The organism is Tatumella sp. JGM91 (genome assembly GCF_018257575.1).
GTDB classification, from domain to species: Bacteria; Pseudomonadota; Gammaproteobacteria; order Enterobacterales; family Enterobacteriaceae; genus Tatumella; species Tatumella punctata.
Map to the genome: position 1 here is coordinate 14108 of NZ_JAERJP010000011.1, position 18685 is coordinate 32792.

General features: G+C 51.9%; 18 protein-coding genes. 5 read left to right on the top strand and 13 right to left on the bottom strand.

Annotation, left to right across the window (positions count from 1 at the left end):
* Positions 1–21 precede the first annotated feature (21 nt).
* The 4 genes from lolC (at position 22) to cobB (ending at position 4373) form a co-directional block, all read left to right on the top strand.
* Positions 22–1221 (top strand): lipoprotein-releasing ABC transporter permease subunit LolC, encoded by a 1200-nt coding sequence (gene lolC / locus JK198_RS08805; RefSeq protein ID WP_212710623.1) that lies wholly within the window; start codon positions 22–24, stop codon positions 1219–1221.
* Positions 1214–1918, top strand: a complete 705-nt coding sequence (lolD, locus tag JK198_RS08810) for a lipoprotein-releasing ABC transporter ATP-binding protein LolD (RefSeq protein WP_212708746.1) — start codon at positions 1214–1216, stop codon at positions 1916–1918. The genes lolC and lolD overlap by 8 nt, the downstream gene beginning before the upstream one ends.
* On the top strand, positions 1918–3162 hold the full coding sequence (lolE, locus tag JK198_RS08815) for a lipoprotein-releasing ABC transporter permease subunit LolE (RefSeq protein WP_212708747.1): 1245 nt from the start codon (positions 1918–1920) through the stop codon (positions 3160–3162). Before lolD ends, lolE begins: the two co-directional genes overlap by 1 nt.
* 374 nt (positions 3163–3536) lie before the next feature.
* Positions 3537–4373, top strand: coding sequence for a Sir2 family NAD+-dependent deacetylase (cobB, locus tag JK198_RS08820; protein WP_212708748.1), 837 nt, complete (start codon positions 3537–3539; stop codon positions 4371–4373).
* A 32-nt stretch (positions 4374–4405) separates the two neighbouring features.
* Here the strand turns inward: cobB and potD are convergent, their stop codons facing one another.
* The 5 genes from potD to potA all read right to left on the bottom strand — a co-directional run bounded on the left by potD (position 4406) and on the right by potA (position 9214).
* Positions 4406–5449 (bottom strand): spermidine/putrescine ABC transporter substrate-binding protein PotD, encoded by a 1044-nt coding sequence (potD, locus tag JK198_RS08825; RefSeq protein WP_212708749.1) that lies wholly within the window; start codon positions 5447–5449, stop codon positions 4406–4408.
* An 18-nt stretch (positions 5450–5467) separates the two neighbouring features.
* Entirely contained in the window at positions 5468–6238 is a 771-nt protein-coding gene (potC, locus tag JK198_RS08830) for a spermidine/putrescine ABC transporter permease PotC (protein WP_212708750.1), read from the bottom strand.
* Positions 6239–6460: 222 nt separating this feature from the next.
* Positions 6461–7135 (bottom strand): class I SAM-dependent methyltransferase, encoded by a 675-nt coding sequence (locus tag JK198_RS08835; protein ID WP_212710624.1) that lies wholly within the window; start codon positions 7133–7135, stop codon positions 6461–6463.
* A gap of 113 nt (positions 7136–7248) precedes the next feature.
* A complete protein-coding gene (potB, locus tag JK198_RS08840) occupies positions 7249–8115 on the bottom strand; it encodes a spermidine/putrescine ABC transporter permease PotB (RefSeq protein ID WP_212710625.1) in 867 nt (288 codons plus the stop codon).
* Positions 8099–9214 carry a spermidine/putrescine ABC transporter ATP-binding protein PotA gene (potA, locus tag JK198_RS08845; RefSeq protein WP_212710626.1) on the bottom strand — a complete coding sequence of 372 codons (1116 nt, stop codon included), beginning with the start codon at positions 9212–9214 and terminating at the stop codon, positions 8099–8101. Before potA ends, potB begins: the two co-directional genes overlap by 17 nt.
* 289 nt (positions 9215–9503) lie before the next feature.
* On the opposite strand from potA, the gene pepT reads away from it, so the two are divergent.
* A complete protein-coding gene (gene pepT / locus JK198_RS08850; RefSeq protein ID WP_212708754.1) occupies positions 9504–10742 on the top strand; it encodes a peptidase T in 1239 nt (412 codons plus the stop codon).
* Positions 10743–10819: 77 nt separating this feature from the next.
* Here the strand turns inward: pepT and JK198_RS08855 are convergent, their stop codons facing one another.
* The 8 genes from JK198_RS08855 to rluE all read right to left on the bottom strand — a co-directional run bounded on the left by JK198_RS08855 (position 10820) and on the right by rluE (position 18594).
* On the bottom strand, positions 10820–11947 hold the full coding sequence (locus JK198_RS08855; RefSeq protein ID WP_212710627.1) for a cupin domain-containing protein: 1128 nt from the start codon (positions 11945–11947) through the stop codon (positions 10820–10822).
* A gap of 70 nt (positions 11948–12017) precedes the next feature.
* Complete coding sequence (phoQ, locus tag JK198_RS08860) at positions 12018–13478, bottom strand: two-component system sensor histidine kinase PhoQ (RefSeq protein ID WP_283092719.1); 1461 nt, start codon at positions 13476–13478, stop codon at positions 12018–12020.
* Positions 13465–14136: a two-component system response regulator PhoP gene (gene phoP / locus JK198_RS08865; protein WP_212708756.1), complete on the bottom strand. Its 672-nt coding sequence runs from the start codon at positions 14134–14136 to the stop codon at positions 13465–13467. Before phoP ends, phoQ begins: the two co-directional genes overlap by 14 nt.
* Before the next feature lie 106 nt (positions 14137–14242).
* Positions 14243–15613: an adenylosuccinate lyase gene (gene purB / locus JK198_RS08870; protein ID WP_212708757.1), complete on the bottom strand. Its 1371-nt coding sequence runs from the start codon at positions 15611–15613 to the stop codon at positions 14243–14245.
* A 46-nt stretch (positions 15614–15659) separates the two neighbouring features.
* Positions 15660–16301: a high frequency lysogenization protein HflD gene (hflD, locus tag JK198_RS08875; RefSeq protein WP_212708758.1), complete on the bottom strand. Its 642-nt coding sequence runs from the start codon at positions 16299–16301 to the stop codon at positions 15660–15662.
* A gap of 13 nt (positions 16302–16314) precedes the next feature.
* Positions 16315–17430 carry a tRNA 2-thiouridine(34) synthase MnmA gene (mnmA, locus tag JK198_RS08880; protein ID WP_212708759.1) on the bottom strand — a complete coding sequence of 372 codons (1116 nt, stop codon included), beginning with the start codon at positions 17428–17430 and terminating at the stop codon, positions 16315–16317.
* Between the two features lie 63 nt (positions 17431–17493).
* Positions 17494–17952: an NUDIX domain-containing protein gene (locus tag JK198_RS08885; protein WP_212708760.1), complete on the bottom strand. Its 459-nt coding sequence runs from the start codon at positions 17950–17952 to the stop codon at positions 17494–17496.
* Positions 17953–17985: 33 nt separating this feature from the next.
* Positions 17986–18594: a 23S rRNA pseudouridine(2457) synthase RluE gene (rluE, locus tag JK198_RS08890; RefSeq protein ID WP_212708761.1), complete on the bottom strand. Its 609-nt coding sequence runs from the start codon at positions 18592–18594 to the stop codon at positions 17986–17988.
* Positions 18595–18685: the final 91 nt, after the last annotated feature.

The window sequence follows — 18685 nt, forward strand, 5'->3', positions numbered from 1 at the left end:
CAACCGTCCGGGACCGATTTCATGTACCAACCCGTAGCTCTGTTTATTGGTCTGCGTTATATGCGTGGCCGTGCATCTGACCGTTTTGGTCGTTTTGTTTCCTGGCTCTCTGCGATTGGCATTACGCTGGGGGTACTGGCATTAGTGACTGTACTGTCGGTAATGAATGGTTTTGAGCGGCAACTGGAGGGAAATATTCTCGGGCTTATGCCTCAGGCGCTGGTGACCAGTGACAGCGGCAGTATTAACCCGCAACAAATACCGGCAGACAGCCTTGATCTGCAAGGGGTAGCACGGATAGCCCCTCTGACCACCGCGGATGTCGTGCTGCAAAGTGCCCGCAGTGTATCGGTGGCCGTTATGCTGGGAATTAATCCTGATGAAAAAGATCCGCTGTTGCCTTATCTGATTAACGGATCCGCCAGCAAGCTTCAGCCCGGCAGTTACCGCGTTATCCTGGGCGAACAACTGGCCAGCCAGCTGGGGGTGCATACGGGGGATACCCTGCGTCTGATGGTACCCTCCGTCAGCCAGTTTACCCCGGTTGGCCGTGTGCCGAGTGAACGTATTTTCACCGTGGCCGGAACCTATGCGGCAGACAGTGAAGTGGACAGTTATCAGATTCTGGTCAACCAGCAGGATGCATCCCGCGTGATGCATTATCCGCAGGGCAATATTACCGGCTGGCGTTTATGGCTGGATCACCCGCTGGATGTTGACAGCCTCAGCCAGCAAACCCTCGCCCCGGGGTTACAGTGGAAAGACTGGCGTGAACGCAAAGGCGACTTATTCCAGGCCGTCCGGATGGAAAAAAATATGATGGGTCTGTTGCTGAGCCTGATCGTTGCCGTTGCTGCATTTAATATCGTGACGTCTCTCGGGCTGCTGATTATGGAAAAACAGGGCGAAGTCGCGATTCTGCAAACCCTGGGACTGACCCGTGGTCAGATTATGGCCGTATTTATGGTTCAGGGAGCCAGTGCCGGTATGGCCGGTGCTTTACTGGGGACTTTGGGCGGTGTAGTACTGGCCAGCCAGCTGAACCATTTGTTGCCGGTGCTGGGTCTGTTTCTGGACGGGGCCGCATTGCCGGTAGATATTAATCCGCTGCAGGTGGTGTCAATTGCGGTTATCGCAATGATTGTTGCATTACTGGCGACCCTCTATCCTTCATGGCGCGCTGCCGCCGTTCAACCCGCCGAGGCATTACGTTATGAATAATCCGTTACTTCTGCAATGTGAGCAGCTATGCAAACGCTATCAGGAAGGCAGCGTACAGACCGATGTATTGAAAAATGTCTCTTTCACCCTGCAACCCGGCGAAATGACGGCAATTGTCGGCAGTTCCGGTTCAGGAAAGAGTACTCTGCTGCATTTACTGGGCGGTCTGGACTCGCCAACTTCCGGTGATGTGCTGTTTAAAGGGCAGTCACTGAATCAGATGTCATCGGCGGCGAAAGCTGAACTGCGTAACCGTGAACTGGGTTTTATTTACCAGTTTCACCATCTGTTACCGGACTTCTCCGCCCTGGAGAATGTGGCGATGCCGTTGCTGATTGGCAAAAGAAATAGCCGTGAAGCGTTACAACAGGCCGGCGAAATGCTTGATGCTGTTGGTCTGAAGGCCAGAGCGGCCCACCGTCCTGCTGAATTATCCGGTGGTGAACGTCAGCGGGTCGCTATTGCACGGGCACTGGTTAACCGGCCCAGTCTGGTGATGGCCGATGAACCGACAGGAAATCTGGATGCACGGAATGCTGATGCGATTTTTAAACTGCTGGGAGAGCTGAATCAGATGCAGGGCACGGCGTTTCTGGTGGTCACCCACGACCTGGCACTGGCAAAACGTCTGAACCGGCAGATGGAAATGCGTGACGGACAGTTAACGGCGGAAGTGACACTGACAGGAGCGTTGTGATGATGGGTCCGTTATCCCTGCAGCTGGCGTTGCGTTTTAGCCGCGGGCGTCGTCGTGGTGGTATGGTGTCGCTGATTTCGGTGATTTCGACGGTGGGTATTGCGCTCGGGGTCGCGGTACTGATCATCGGACTGAGTGCGATGAACGGTTTTGAGCGTCAGCTGAATGAGCGGATCCTCAGTGTTGTCCCCCACGGGGAGATTGAACCGGTTAACCAGCCGTTCAGCCAGTGGCAACAGCTGATCACTCCGATAGAAAAAGTCCCCGGAGTAGCCGCCGCCGCACCTTATATCAATTTCACCGGGCTGGTGGAAAGTGCCAGCAAACTGCAGGCACTGACAGTTAAAGGGGTCGACCCGCAGCAGGAGCCCCGTCTGAGTGCACTGCCACACTTTGTACAGGATAATGCCTGGGCTGAGTTTGGTGCCGGAAAACAACAGATTATCCTCGGCGGCGGCATTGCTAAAAGCCTGTCGGTGAAAAAGGGCGACTGGATAACCATCATGATCCCGAACAATGATGGTCAGAACCGGCTGCTGCAACCGCGGCGTATTCGTCTGCAGGTTGAGGGAATCCTGCAACTCAGCGGTATGCTTGATCATAGTCTGGCGCTGGTACCGCTGGCCGATGCACAGCAGTATCTGGGTATGGGAAGCAGTGTGACAGGGATTGCGCTGAAAATGACAGACCCGTTCCGCGCCGTAAAAGTTGTCAGGGCGGCCGGGGAAGTGACCCACAGTTATGTCTATATTCGTAACTGGATCAGTACTTATGGCTATATGTATCACGATATTCAGATGATCCGTGCCATTATGTATCTGGCGATGATCCTGGTGATAGGTGTAGCCTGCTTCAATATTGTTTCAACCCTGGTGATGGCGGTGAAAGACAAGAGCAGTGATATTGCAGTGCTGCGAACCCTCGGTGCGGACGATAAACTGATCCGCACTGTTTTTGTCTGGTATGGCCTGCTGGCGGGTATGGCGGGCAGTATTCTCGGCGTGATTGCGGGGGTGCTGGGGGCTCTTAATCTGACCGCGATTATCCGCAGCATCGAAAAAATGACCGGTCATCATTTTCTGTCGGGAGATATCTATTTTATTGATTTTCTGCCGTCAGAACTGCACTGGCTGGATGTCTGGTCGGTACTGGCTACCGCAATAGTACTCACTCTGCTTGCCAGCTGGTACCCTGCCCGTCGAGCCAGCCGGATAGACCCTGCCCGGGTGCTGAGCGGACAGTAATCTGCTGACACCGGCCGGTCGGAGCTTTCCGGCCTGCCGGTTAATTTCTGCCCCAGACCGGGCGATTGATGTCCTTCTGTTTCATCCGCGATAGCCGTCATTTTCCCTGCGGGGTTATGCTTTCTGCTGCACAGGGCAGAGTTGCCGGCTGCGGATCGCGTCGCTAAAAATCATGCTATGTAAAGCTCTGTCATGGATGGGTGGTTCAGAGTCATAAAGAAAACTGTTATCCTTTCCCCGGTAAGTGAGTAGTGCCGGGCACAGGCAGATCCCGCCCGGCCGGAGTTTTGCCGGCTCATGCTGCGTCTGGTATATGAAATTACCGGCCAGACTGACGCCGTAAATTATCAGTAAAGAGTACCAGAGGGATTTTTATGCGCACACCGCGGCGTCGTGTCCGGATTGCCCGTTACAGGAAACATAAACGCAAACTGCATCAGCGTCACCGGCAGTCTATCTTTGAATGTGATCGGGAGCAGCAGAACATGGCGAAGAACCGCTTGCCTAAAGTGGTTATCCTGACCGGGGCGGGAATTTCCGCCGAGTCAGGGATCCAGACTTTCCGTGCCAGCGACGGTCTGTGGGAAAATCATAAGGTTGAAGATGTGGCGACACCCGAAGGGTTCCGTCGCGCGCCCCGCCAGGTTCAGGAATTTTATAATCAGCGAAGGCAACAATTACATGCCCCGGAAATCGCCCCGAATAATGCCCATCTGGCCCTTGCCAGACTGGAAGCTGTGCTCGGGGATAATCTGCTGCTGGTGACTCAGAACATTGATAATCTGCATGAACGAGCAGGCAGCCAGCGTATTATACATATGCATGGTGAACTGTTGAAAGTACGCTGCCAGGAGAGCGGCCAGGTGGTTACCCGTACCGGTGATATCGGCGCTGACGAACGCTGTACCTGTTGCCAGTTTCCTTCACCCCTGCGTCCGCATATTGTCTGGTTCGGTGAAATGCCTCTCGACATGGAAAGAATTTACCAGGCGATTGCCGAAGCGAATATCTTTATAGCAATAGGCACTTCCGGGCATGTGTATCCGGCGGCCGGTTTTGTCCATGAAGCGACATTACAGGGGGCGCATACGGTTGAACTCAACCTTGAGCCAAGCCAGGTAAATAACGAATTTGCGGAGTGTCATTACGGACCGGCGACCAGACTGGTTCCGGAGTATATCAATGAATTACTGAGTCATCTGCATCAGTAAACAACCCCGGCGGTGGCCGGGGTTATGGTCCGTTACTGACCGGCTTTCAGTTTCTGAAACAGGGTTTCATAAAGCCGGCTGGTATCACCGACATCATCCTGCCATTCTCCCTGTTGCAGTACACTGGCTGGCGGGTACAGGGAGGGGTCATTGGCCACTGCAGCAGGCAACAACTTACGGGCGGCGAGGTTCGGGGTCGGGTAACCGATAGTCGTTGCCACTTTAGCTGCAATATCCGGACGCAGCAGGAAATTAATCAGTTTCATTGCCGCGGCTTTATGTCTGGCATTGACAGGGATAGATAAATTATCCATCCAGAAAATACCGCCTTCTTTTGGCCAGATAACCTGCAACGGGGTACCTGCCTGGCGTGCGACATAGGCAGAACCATTCCATACCATGCCGAGATTAACCTCGCCTTCCATAAACGGGTTACCGGGATTGTCTGAATTAAATGCCAGTACATTGGGCATCAGCTGTCGCAGTTGCTGATAGGCGGCTTCAATCTGCTGCGGGTCACGGCTATTTCCTGAGTATCCCAGCTTACGCAGTGCAATCTGGAACACTTCACGGGCATCATCAGTCAGTAAAAGACTTTGCCGGTACTGAGGCTTCCATAAATCGGCCCATGAAGTCACAGTGGCAGGGTTGATAGCATCAGAATTTACACCGATCGCTGTGGCTCCCCAGATATAGGGAATCGAATACTCGTTCTGCGGGTCGAAAGGTTTATTCAGCAGCGCCGGGTCGAGGTTAACAAAGTTTGACAGCTGCGAGTGGTCTATCTTTGCCAGCATCCCTTCTTTACGCATTTTGGCGACATAATAGGAAGAGGGGACAATCAGATCATAAGCGCCGTCTTTCCAGGTTTTTAGCTTGGCGTACATACTTTCGTTAGAATCGTAGGTCGAATAGATGACTTTAATCCCGGTTTCTTTGGTGAATTGCTCCAGCAAACCCTCCGGCACATATTCGGTCCAGTTATAGAAGTACAGTGTGTTGCTGTCATCGGCGCTGGCGGCTGACAGGCTGAATACTGCGGTGACAGCGGCCAGTAAAAAGGCTGACTTTTTCATATTATTCCCGAAACTGTATTAGTGTTTTTTTCTTGTCAGCCACTGGCTGCAGGCAACCAGAAGAAATGACATTCCAAGCAACAGAGTTGCCAGCGCATTCACTTCCGGAGAGATACCGACTTTAACCATCGAATATATTTTGAGTGGCAGAATTTCGAAGGCAGGGCCGGTGACAAAGGATGAAACCACCACATCGTCCATCGACAGGGTAAAGCTCAGCAGCCAGCCTGCGGCAATCGCCGGAAGAGCGATAGGAAAGATGATGCGCCTTAAGATTGTCAGCTCACTGGCACCCAAATCTTTCGCCGCTTCAAGCATACGAATATCAAAGCCCTGTAACCGTGAAAATACCGTAATCACCACAAACGGCAGACAGAAGGTAATATGTGAGATCAGCAGAGTCCAGAAACCGAGGGAAATTCCCAGCAGCATAAATAAGATCAGCAGAGAAATCGCCATCACAATATCCGGCGACATCATCACTATAAACAGCATACCGTTAACCAGTGGTTTGCCGCGAAACCGGTACTGGTAAAGAGCAACGGCGGTCAGACTGCCGAGCAGTGTGGCACAGGTGGCGGAAATGCCCCCCAGTAATAGTGAGTGCTGTGCTGCCTGCAACAGACTGTCGTTATTCAGCAGAGTCTGATACCAGAGGGTTGTCCATCCCTGCCAGTGAATACCAAACCTGGACTGATTAAAGGAATTGATGACTAAAATGGCAATCGGGATATAAAACCAGGCATAGATCACCGACATAAAGCCGTTACGAAGCCAGCGCATCAGCATATTGCACTCCCGTAACCGGCGTTATCAGCGTGAAAATGGCGGAGGGAAAGCCCCGTTATCAGATATGTTTTAACCACTCGTGTATTGCCTCACCTGCCTTGATACAGTGCGTATATTCATCTGTGTATTTAATAAGGCCGCGAATTCTACACGATTTCAGCGTAAAGCACGATCAGTACCGGCAGATACGCCTGCAAATAAACTTTGCAGGACGTATAGGGGTCAGTGATCGGTTATCCGGGGAACAGGATAGGGAAAACGGGCGGTAAACATAATCACGGCACCTGTTTCTGTCAGAGTGACGTCACGGAACAGTTGTCTGAGCTGACCTTCAAGGACACTGGCAGAATCCTGGTAATTAGTGAAAATACCTTTACGGTTCATTATGTTCATCAGTAACCGGCCAAACAGATTATGTCGCTGGCGTTCACCGCTAATGGTGGTGCCGAACAGAATACCGTCAGCGCTGAGCGCGCGGGTGACATTTTTCAGGGCAGTAAATTTATCGTCAGCTGAGCCGTTAAGACAATGCAGCACGTAGTACAGTGCCACCGAATTAAATTTGTGCTGCAGCTTTTCCGGTAAGGGCAGGAATATATCATGTTGTACTGTCGCCGTGACACGGGCAGGGCCAATACGGCGTTCAGCCTGTTTCAGACATTCAGGGTTGAGGTCCAGCAGAGTCAGCTGACTGATGTTCATACAATGACGCGGGTAATAACCGGTGCCGGTACCGATATCGAGATGTCTGGAAGAAAGATGACGACGGTAAAACGGTAATTGTATTTCCGGGGTGGAGCAACGCCAGGCAAAGCGATTGGCGACCGACATTACCCACCAGTTATATAAGCGCAGTGATACGCTGTTATAGACTCGAATTCCGGGCTGGCTATCCATGTTAATCACTCCCTGTGATCCGGTAATAAGATAAATACTGATTTAAATTATATGAAAGGAAAAACAGGCCAGGGTTATCTCCTGACAGCCGTGGCCTGTCAACTTTAGCAGTATTAATCACCAACCCCAATCATTTTCTTGTTTATAATCCGCGCAGAACGCCGGTAAAACAGCAGCATAAGTCCCATCAGTACCGTCATAATCACACTGGTCGCTGCGCCGAATGGCCAGTCACGCAGTGACAGGAACTGGGTTTTAATAATATTACCGATCAGTAAGTTTTTTGCCCCGCCCATCAGGTCTGAAACATAGAACATCCCCATTGCCGGAATAAAAACCAGCAGACAGCCGGCAATAATTCCCGGCAGGGTCAGGGGCAGAATAATCCGCCAGAATCTTTGCCATTTGCCGGCACCCAGATCACGTGCGGCTTCGAGGCAGGGTTTATCCAGTTTCTCCAGACTGGAATACACCGGCATAACCATAAAAGGCAGTAAAATATACACCAGACCGAGGATCACCGCTTCCGGGGTATACATAATACGCAACGGCTTATCGGTGATACCCGACCAGAGCAGCGCATTGTTTAACCAGCCACGGGTACTGAGGAATATCTTCAGGCCATAAATCCTGATAAGTGAATTGGTCCAGAACGGTACAATCAACAGAAATAACATCACCGGCCGCCAGCGCTGTGGCAGAAGAGTCAGACACCAGGCAAACGGATAGCCGAGCAACAGACTGCACAGGGTTGCAATAAACGCCATATTCAGCGAATGCAGTAACACGTCCAGATATAACGGGTCTGCCAGCCGGCGATAGTTATCCAGTGTCAGTACCGCGCTGATAAAATGATTATCATCACGGGTCAGGAAACTGGCGGCGATGATCATCAGGTTAGGGGCCAGCACAAACAGTACCAGCCAGCCGCTGATCAGACCGACCACCAGCGTCTGAAAGGGATTACGCATCAGCTTCATAGGGTAATACTACCTCCCGCTGTGCTATCCAGCGGACAGATACTTTCTGGTTCAGTGCAAAGTCCGTCGTCGGGTCATTACTGTTAAAAAACTCGCTGACAGTGACCGGCTGACCATTCTCCAGTATAACCACCGACTCCAGGGTACTGCCTTTGTAATTCAGCTCACGGATAACCCCCGGCATGACGTCTGCACTGTCATTATTGCCCGGAGTACTGAGCTGCAGGTCTTCCGGACGCAGCAATACATGGACCTGATCGCCTGCTGAAACCGGAAACGGACAGTCCACAGAATAGGGATGTCCGGCGATAGTGACGGTGGTTTTACCGTCAGCCTGTACCGACTGTACATGGCCGTTAAAGATATTAATTTCGCCAATAAACTGTGCCACAAACAGGCTGGCCGGTGCTTCATAGATTTCCCGCGGAGTCCCGTCCTGCGCTATATGACCGTCTTTCAACACCACAATTCTGTCAGACATGGTCAGTGCTTCTTCCTGATCGTGAGTGACAAAAATAAACGTGATGCCCAGTTTACGCTGCAGCGCTTTCAGCTCATTCTGCATTTGTTTACGTAATTTATAGTCAAGGGCAGACAGGGGTTCATCCAGTAGCAGCACGGCAGGCCGGTTGATCACTGCCCGTGCTATGGCGACACGTTGCTGCTGACCTCCTGATAACTGTGCCGGACGACGGGCAGAAAAATCCTGCAACTGCACCATTGCCAGCGCTTCTTCTGTGCGCCGTTTAATTTCAGCGGCGGGTGTTTTTTGCATCCGCAGACCGAAGGCGACGTTATCAAACACGCTCATATGGGGGAATAATGCATAGCTCTGAAACACGGTATTGACCGGGCGTTGTTCGGCTGGCAGAGCAGTAATATTCCGGCCATCGAGGATAATATCGCCGCGGTCTGTCGTTTCGAGACCGGCAATCAGCCGCAGGATGGTCGTTTTTCCGCAGCCTGAAGGTCCCAGCAGGGTAATAAATTCGCCATGACCGAGGGTCAGGTCAAAGCCGGAAATCACCGGCTTCCCGTCAAAAGCTTTACTGATGCCAGAAAGCGTAACCAGCGCCTGTTGCGCGCATGTTTGCGTCATTTTAGTCACTCAGTTAATAAAAAGGGAGGGAAGGTCAGCCGCTGATGCAGGCCAGCCAGTTTACTAAGCGCGGGATGATACCTGAATTATCCCTGATTACCAGAGAAACAGCCGGATCAAAAGCGCTGTCAGCGGAACAACGATTTTTTGCCTGCAGCTATACCGCGCGGCAGAAAATACAGTATCGATTAATTAATTAAATAATATAAACGAATGCTTTATGACTTCGGACAAAATAATGCGCCTTTGATGCGTCAATAATACCAGACGCATGATTGAGGAGCCTGAGATGGAAATGTTACTGGATAGATTTTTAACGTATGTTCAGGTGGATACACAATCCAGGGTGCAATGCCGTAATGCCCGGGTCCCGAGCAGTGAAGGGCAATGGCAACTGGCAAAAATACTGGCGGAAGAGCTGGAAGCGCTGGGGTGTGTTGATATTAGCTTAAGTAATAATTGCTGTCTGATGGCGACGTTACCCGCGACCGTCAGTGAGCCGCTGCCGGTTATCGGTTTTGTTGCGCACCTGGATACTGCACCGGACTATAGCGGTAAAAACGTGCGCCCCCAGCTGGTAGAAAATTACCGTGGCGGGGATATTGCCCTCGGAATAGGTGATGAAATCCTTTCCCCGGTGCTGATTCCGGTACTGCATCAGTTACACGGGCATACACTGATTACCACAGAAGGTAAAACCTTACTGGGCGCAGATGATAAGGCCGGCATTGCTGAAATTATGACCGCCCTGGCAAGATTAAAACAACAGCAACGGCCACACGGTACAATCCGTGTAGCCTTTACGCCGGATGAAGAAACAGGGACGGGTTCTGCTTTGTTTGATATTGAAGCCTTTGGTGCTGACTGGGCTTATACCGTCGACGGCGGCGGCTGTGGTGAATTTGAGTATGAAAATTTTAATGCCGGGAGCGCTGTCGTAAAAATTACCGGTAACAGTGCCCATACGGGGGAGGCGAAAGGGAAACTGGTCAATGCCCTGGAGCTGGCATGGGAATTTCACCGCCAGCTGCCGGCAGATGAAAAACCGGAGAATACAGAAGGCTATCAGGGCTTCTATCATCTTGAGTCACTGAAGGGTAATGCTGCGCGCGCGGAACTGCATTATATGATCCGTGACTTTAACTGGCAGGATTTTCAGTGTCGTCAGCAACAGTTGCAGGCACTGGCAGAGCAAATCAACCAGCAATATGCAGGTAAAGCCATGCTGATGGTTTCTTTCTGCGACAGTTATCGCAATATGCGAGAAAAAATAGAAGCACAGCCACAGGTTATCAGCCTGGCATTACAGGCCATGAAACAGTGCGGTATTGAGCCGAAAATCAAGCCGGTACGCGGAGGAACCGACGGTGCCGTTCTTTCCTGGCGTGGTTTGCCTTGCCCCAATCTGTTTACCGGTGGGTTCAATTTTCATGGAAAACATGAGTTTGCTTCACTGAATATTATGGATCAGAGTGTTCAGGTGATTATGAAAATAGCGGAGCTGGCTGCCAGTGGCGGGGAAAGGTAACGTCCGCAGAATTGCCCCGCCACGGGACAACTCTGCGATTATTACTGTAACTGTAACTGTAACTGTAACTGTAACTGTTACTGCTCGTCGCTGAAATACCAGTAACCACTGTTGATTAGCCCGGCCAGCTGGCTAAGGAAAGCCGGATCCTCCAGTGCATCGGCAAAATCGCTGGCGATAAGCAATGTTTTATTTGCCAGCGCGTGCAGGGCCTGCGGGTGGGCGCAGTGCAGACTTTCACCGTTAATAAACACCCCGTCTCCCGACATCAGCACCCGCAGTCCGCCAAGGCGGCTAAGCGTATCCCCTTGCTGCAGGGCATCCAGAATTTCATCCGGCTGGTAAGGGGGTTCCGGCGGCGCTACATCCAGTTCATGACGTGACTGAGAAATAAACTCACCGAACCATTGATTAAATTGCTGCGGTTCACGGATCAGCGCCAGCATCATGTCGCGGACAGCTTCCGTTTCTGCGGGCAAGATATCCGCCGGGTTTTCACGCATCTGTAGCTGCGGGTCACTGTAACGATGGGTACCTATATCATTAGCCAGTGCATAGTCAGCAAAACTGCTCAGCAGTTCTTTACCCGAAGGAGCGCGAAAACCCACCGAATAGTTCAGGGCGTTTTCCAGCGAATAACCGTCATGGGGGAAGCCGGGCGGAATATAAATAATATCGCCCGGCGCAAGCACCTCATCAATAATGGCGTCGAAGGGTTCCACCTGTAACAGATCAGGATGCGGGCAATGTTGTTTGATATGCACATTATTACCCACCCGCCAGCGACGACGGCCACTGCCCTGGATAATAAAGACATCGTATTGATCGAGATGCGGACCGACACCACCGCCGGGGACCGAAAACGAGACCATCAAATCGTCCATCCGCCAGTCCGGCAAAGCGCGGAAAGGCTGCATCAGTGCGGCTGACGGGGAGTGCCAATGATCAACGGCCTGCACCAGTAAAGACCAGTGTGTTTCACCGAGGTGATCGAAACTTTCAAAAGGTCCGTGGCTGACGTGCCATTTATCGTTATTCTGGCTGACCAGCCGGCTGTCGGTCTCATTTTCCATCGCCAGACCGGCAAGTTCATCGGGAGTAATAGGATCGACAAAATCCGTGAATCCCTGTTTAATGACTACCGGCTTTTTCTGCCAGTAAGTTGCCAGAAATTCCGGCCAGTTGATGGAAAGTTGATAATCCATAGAAACCTTCAGTTGTACGGGGAGTATTGCCTGAGTATACCAGTCCGGCACCGCACCAGCCTGACAAAATTTACATCTGCTGCTGGCGAAATATTACCTGCATTCTGGTGCCACCCAGTGGCCCTGAATAAGCAATAATGTCTCCCTGGTACAATTCGACAATTTCGCGTGCCACCGCCAGGCCGATCCCCTGACCGGGCCTTAATGTATCCGCCCGCTGTCCGCGGAGAAAAATCAGGTCACGTTTACTCACCGGGATGCCGGGACCATCATCATCAATAAAAATATGTAATTCACTTTCTGTCTGCCGGGCAGTGACTTCAATAAACTCAAGACAGTATTTACAGGCATTATCCAGAATATTACCCATCACTTCCATAAAATCGTTCTGATCGCCACAGAAGGTAATTTCCGGCGAAATATCCAGTGACAGATCAATACCTTTCCGCTGATAGACCTTATTTAATGCCGAACAGAGGCTGTCTGACAGAGCGGATACTGAATGTAAATCACGCTGCAACGGATTATGGTCGGCCTGTAAACTGGCGCGGTGCAGATAATAACCAATCTGTTGTGAAATACGGCTGATCTGCTCCAGCATGACCGGCTCGGCCTGTTCCACGGTTAACGGATTTCCGCCACGCAGGGAGCGCAGGGTACTCTGCAATACAGCCAGTGGTGTTTTCAGGCTATGGGTTAAATCAGACAAGGTGGTGTGATAACGCATACCGCGCTGCCGCTCATTATTCAGCAACAGGTTCAGGTTACGTACCAGACTGCGCAGTTCACGGGGCGGAGTGGGATCCAGACTGTCCCGCTGGCTGGTTTCGAGCTGCTGGACCTGAGCCGCCAGATGACCGATAGGTTTCAGGCTCCAGCGTGCGGCCAGCCACAACAGAGGGATCACCAGTAACAGATTAGCGGCCAGTACATAACTGAACCACAGCCAGACCACATCAGAATGCTGTAACTCCTGGGGGATAGAGTCTACCACCACAATTGTCAGGGCCGGCAAACTGGGGGTGGCATCATAACGGTTAACCGCGACTGAATGGGTGAAAGTATCATCACTGTCCAGCTGGCTCATTTTTCGCCGCGCTTCACGGTCATCCCCGATAGCTTCAAGGCTGGTATGATTATTGGTATCTATTTCGTAAAAGTCGCTTTTCAGCAGCCAGCTGGGATGGATCTCGGAACGTATTTCCGGGACATCGCGCAGTTGCCATAACAGGCGCCCATGTTCATCATAAATAAACACCAGCGTCGGAAAGTTAAGTTTTATCCGTTCGGGTTCGGCAATCGTCAGTTTATTATCCTGCCACTGGGCAAGGGTGAAAAACAGATTACTTTCACCACGCATCACCCGGTAAGTATTATTATCAAAGCCGATAACATAACCAATAACGGCCACCACCCCGTAAGACAGGGATAAGAATAATACCAGTACCGACGCAGCCAGCAAAAAACGCACCCGTAATGATAGCGGACCCCGCGGGGAGAAAAACCGCCACAGGCGTTTAGTTGTGCTCAAAGCGATATCCCTGACTGCGTACGGTGGTGATCACATCACCGTCATGCAGCTGCAGTATTTTCTTCCTCAGACGGCCCATCAGGACATCAATGGTATGGCTTTCACGCAGTTCTGCATCCGGGTACAATTGCAGCATCAGTGATTCTTTGCTGACCACTTTTCCGGCATTACGGATCAGGGTTTCGACAATGGTATATTCGAACACTGTCAGTTTCACCGCCTGCTGGTGGATGGTTAATTCCTTGCGGGACAAGTCGACCTGAAAAGGCCCGGACTCTATGACCTGTGAGGCATGCCCGCTGTTACGGCGCATCAGGGCCTGTAGTCTGGCAGCCACTTCTTCAATATGAAAAGGTTTAGTGACATAGTCATCGGCACCGGCTTCCAGTGCTTCCACTTTTGCCTGCCAGCCTTCGCGGGCGGTCAGCACCAGAATCGGTTGCTTTACGGCGCGGGCACGCCAGCGGCGGATCAGTGTCATACCATCTTCGCCTGGCAGACCGAGATCAATCAGAGCAACATCCGGTTCATGTTCTGACAGAAAATAATCGGCTTCTTTGGCATCTTCGGCGGCATCTACCTGATGGCCCATATCACGTAACTGGACAGCCAGGTGATGACGTAACAAAGCATTATCTTCAATAACCAGCACACGCATAATTGCAACCTCAGAAATCAGCAGGAGGGACTATCAGGTGATTATACGTGATTTGAGGTAAACAGGGGATTAACGCAGGCCGGAAGATCCGGCCTGCGCTGGCAGGTTATTTCAGTTCATCAACCATAGTGACTGCACGGCCGAGATAATTAGCCGGGGTCATTGCTTTCAGGCGGGTCTTTTCTTCTTCCGGCAAGGGCAGGTTATCAATAAAGGTTTTCATTCCTTCCGCATCGACGCGTTTACCGCGGGTCAGCTCCTTCAGTTTTTCATACGGCTTTTCGATACCGTAACGACGCATAACGGTCTGCACCGGCTCAGCCAGAACTTCCCAGTTGTGATCCAGTTCATCCAGCAGACGTTCGCGGTTCACTTCCAGCTTAGAGATACCTTTCAGGGTAGACTGGTAGGCAATGACGGCATAGCCGATACCGACACCCAGGTTACGCAATACGGTGGAGTCGGTCAGATCACGCTGCCAGCGGGATACCGGCAGTTTGGCTGCCAGATGCTGTAACACGGCGTTAGCCAGTCCCAGGTTACCCTCTGAATTTTCGAAATCAATCGGGTTGACTTTATGGGGCATCGTGGAAGACCCAATCTCACCGGCGATGGTTTTCTGTTTGAAGTGATTCAGGGCAATATAACCCCAGATATCACGGTCAAAGTCGATCAGGATAGTGTTAAACCGGGCAATGCAGTCAAACAGTTCGGCAATATAATCGTGCGGTTCAATCTGCGTGGTGTACGGGTTCCAGCGGATCCCCAGTGAAGTAACAAACTCTTCGCTGATACGGTGCCAGTCGGCTTCCGGATAAGCGGCAATGTGAGCGTTATAGTTACCCACCGCGCCGTTAATTTTACCCAGGATTTCAACCTGTTCTAACTGACGGACCTGGCGTGCCATACGGTAAGCTACGTTTGCCATCTCTTTACCCAGGGTTGACGGCGTGGCCGGTTGTCCATGGGTACGGGACAACAGTGGCAGATCACGGTATTCCGTTGCCAGGGTCTGCAGTGCTTCGGTCAGCTGTTTCCAGTAAGGCAGAATAACCTCACGGCGGGCCGTCTCCAGCATTAATGCATGGGACAGGTTATTAATATCTTCAGAGGTACAGGCAAAGTGGATAAACTCAGAAACCGCCTGCAAAGCAGGAACAGTGGCCACTTTTTCTTTCAGGAAATACTCTACTGCTTTCACATCATGGTTAGTGGTACGTTCGATTGTTTTGATCCGCGCGGCATCTTGCTGGTTAAAACCGGCGACAATCTGGTCAAGGAAAGCGTTTGCGTCGGCATCAAATGCAGGAACTTCCCTGATTTCTGCGGTTGATGCCAGTTTCTGTAACCAGCGGACTTCAACCTGAACACGAAATTTCAGTAAACCAAATTCACTGAAAATCGCGCGCAGCGGGCTGACTTTTTCCCCATAGCGTCCATCAACAGGGGAAACGGCGGTCAGTGCGGATAATTCCATCAGTGCAACTCCTGAATCATTGTAAAAGCAGTCATGCTGTCGCCAGTTAAAATCCGGGCGACAAACGGGATAAAATTGATTTCGCTTCCCCGATAATCCGGGTGCGGCTAAACATTAAATGCAGGCGGCTGCCGCCAACCTGTTGCCACAGCACTGCGGCACGGATACCTGTCAGTAATGCGGCGCGGACTTTACTCTGTACCAGCGAATTTTGCAGTATTGCCGGATCACCGGTGACCTGAATACGCGGCCCTATCGGACTGATAACATCCACATAAATTGATGCAATAGCGGCAATCACTGTATCGGATTCCAGTGCGTAGTGCTGCAGCTGGCGATCGAGCTGAGAAATTCGCTGTGTCAGCTGCTGCAATGCCTGGCGGTTTTTATGCAGTTTACGCTCCAGCATCAGCAGGCTCAGGGTATAGCGGGTAAGCTCAGCGCTGGCCCCCTGACGTGACGGACTGTGGAGTACGGCAATCAGAGTTTCCAGGCCAAAGCGCAGGGCAGACTCATCGCCGCCATACACCGCCAGAGTATCCGGCGGGTTCAGATCGATCAGGCTGCGCAGGGACACACTGAATGTGTCGGCAGGACAGTTGCCCTGGTGTGCAAGTTGCCGGGCCAGATGTGCTGCCTGACAGACACCGGCCAGCGCCAGGGTAATTTCGCGGATATTTTTCGCCACAGGCTCCCCGTGATTATTCAGTGACCGGCAGAGGCAGGCGTTGTTCTATCACACCGCCGCCCAGACAGACATCGCCCAGATAAAATACAGCCGATTGTCCCGGAGTTACAGCAGCCACGGGCTCGTCAAAGCGAACTTCAATACGCTCGTCAGACAGGGGAATCACTTCACAGGGAATATCCGTCTGGCGATAACGGGTTTTTACTGTGCAACGGAAGGGGGCTGTTACCGGCTGGCGATCAACCCAGTCCAGTTGCTGTGCAACCAGCCCGACAGACATCAGCCGGGGATGTTCGGCGCCCTGGGCGACGATCAGCCGGTTTCCGGTCAGATCTTTATCAACCACATACCATGGGTCATCATTACTGTCTTTCAGGCCACCGATACCGAGGCCTTTACGCTGACCCAGAGTGTGATACATCAGCCCCTGGTGCTGGCCTAAGACCTGTCCGTCAGTGCTTTCGATCGGCCCCGGCCGCGCCGGTAAATAACGTCCGAGGAAATCACGGAATTTACGCTCGCCAATAAAACAGATCCCGGTAGAGTCTTTTTTACGGGCAGTGATCAGATCCAGCTGCTCTGCAATGCGGCGTACTTCCGGCTTCTCCAGCTCACCGACCGGGAACAGACTCTGGGCTATTTGCTGGTGGCTCAGGGCATACAAAAAGTAGCTCTGATCTTTATTGGTATCCAGACCGCGCAGTAACTGGCTTTTACCGTTGACATCCTGACGGCGGACATAGTGCCCTGTGGCTATCAGGTCTGCCCCCAGGTCTTCGGCGGCGAATTCCAGGAAGGCTTTAAATTTGATCTCTTTATTACAGAGAATATCCGGGTTAGGGGTACGACCGGCTTTATATTCGCCGAGGAAATGTTCGAACACATTGTCCCAGTATTCTGCCGCAAAATTGATTTTATGCAGGGGGATGCCGAGTTTGTCACATACGGCTTGTGCATCAGCCAGATCTTCTGCGGCGGTGCAGTATTCTTCACCGTCGTCTTCTTCCCAGTTCTTCATAAACAGACCTTCGACCTGATATCCTTGCTGTAACAGCAACCAGGCAGAAACGGAAGAATCAACCCCGCCGGACATACCGACGATTACTTTTTTTTGACTATTGTCAGACATGACCTACTCACACAAGACGTATTTATAAAAAACCGGCGGCATACTTTACCATGACACGGGGTATTACGCACCCCTGGCAGCAGGCCAATTGAAGGCACTCACCAGACTCAGGGGGTAACGTGCCGGCTGTTGCCACAGACGGACGCTTTCGGCGACCAGCGGGGAACGCAGATTATCCGCGTGCAGAATCGCTTCAGGCGTCAGCCAGTGGCAGCAATCAATATCACTGTCCTGCGGGCTGGTTTGCGCACAAAAGGTGAGGTCCAGCCCGAACAGGAAACGGATAAAAGGCGTATTATCCGTAGCGATCCATTGCTGTACCCCGAGAAAATATTGCGGGCTGGCCTGCAAGCCCGTCTCTTCATATAACTCACGGCTGGCGGCGTCGGCTAAGGTTTCTGCGGCTTCCAGGTGGCCAGCCGGCTGGTTCAGTACTGGCCGGCCATTCACCTGTTCTTCAACCACCAGTAATTTTCCCGCCGCATGGACAATACAGGCGACAGTGATATGCGGAGTAAACATAACATCCCCTCTGCTCAGTAGAAAACAACAGCACTATGCCGCTGATACAGGAGCTTCGCGCCATTCACCACAGGCCAAATCCCCCAGCGTATAACTGCCAATCGCATAGCGTATCAGCCGCAACGTTGGAAAGCCGATAGCCGCGGTCATCCGCCGGACCTGACGGTTGCGGCCTTCATACACAATAATTTTCAGCCAGCAGGTCGGTATTGATTTACGTTCGCGGATGGGTGGCTGACGTGGCCATAACCATTCCGGCTCTGAAACCTGTTCAACTACCGCCGGCAAGGCAGGGCCATCTTTCAGGACGATCCCGTTGCGCAGTTTCTGCAAATCCTCATCTGCCGGCTGCCCCTCTACCTGCACAAAATAGGTTTTCGCGGTGCGTTTGCCGGGCTGTGTTAGTCTGGCCTGCAACTTGCCATCATTGGTCAGCAGCAACAGTCCTTCGCTGTCACGGTCAAGCCGCCCGGCAGCATAGACACCACTCAGCGGAATAAACTCTTTCAGGGTTCGCCGTCCGCCATCATCAGTAAACTGTGGCAGAACATCGAAAGGCTTATTAAACAGGATCACCCGGCGGGGTTGATTGTCTGCCACAGGGCGGGCAGGGCGTCGCTGATTTCTGGGTTTCTTAAACATAATGTCTTTTTTTGGTCAGTATCGTCACAGTATAACTGCTGCGGGCTGTTTTGGCTGTAATAGAAACTACGCCACAGGCGGTGCTGAAGGA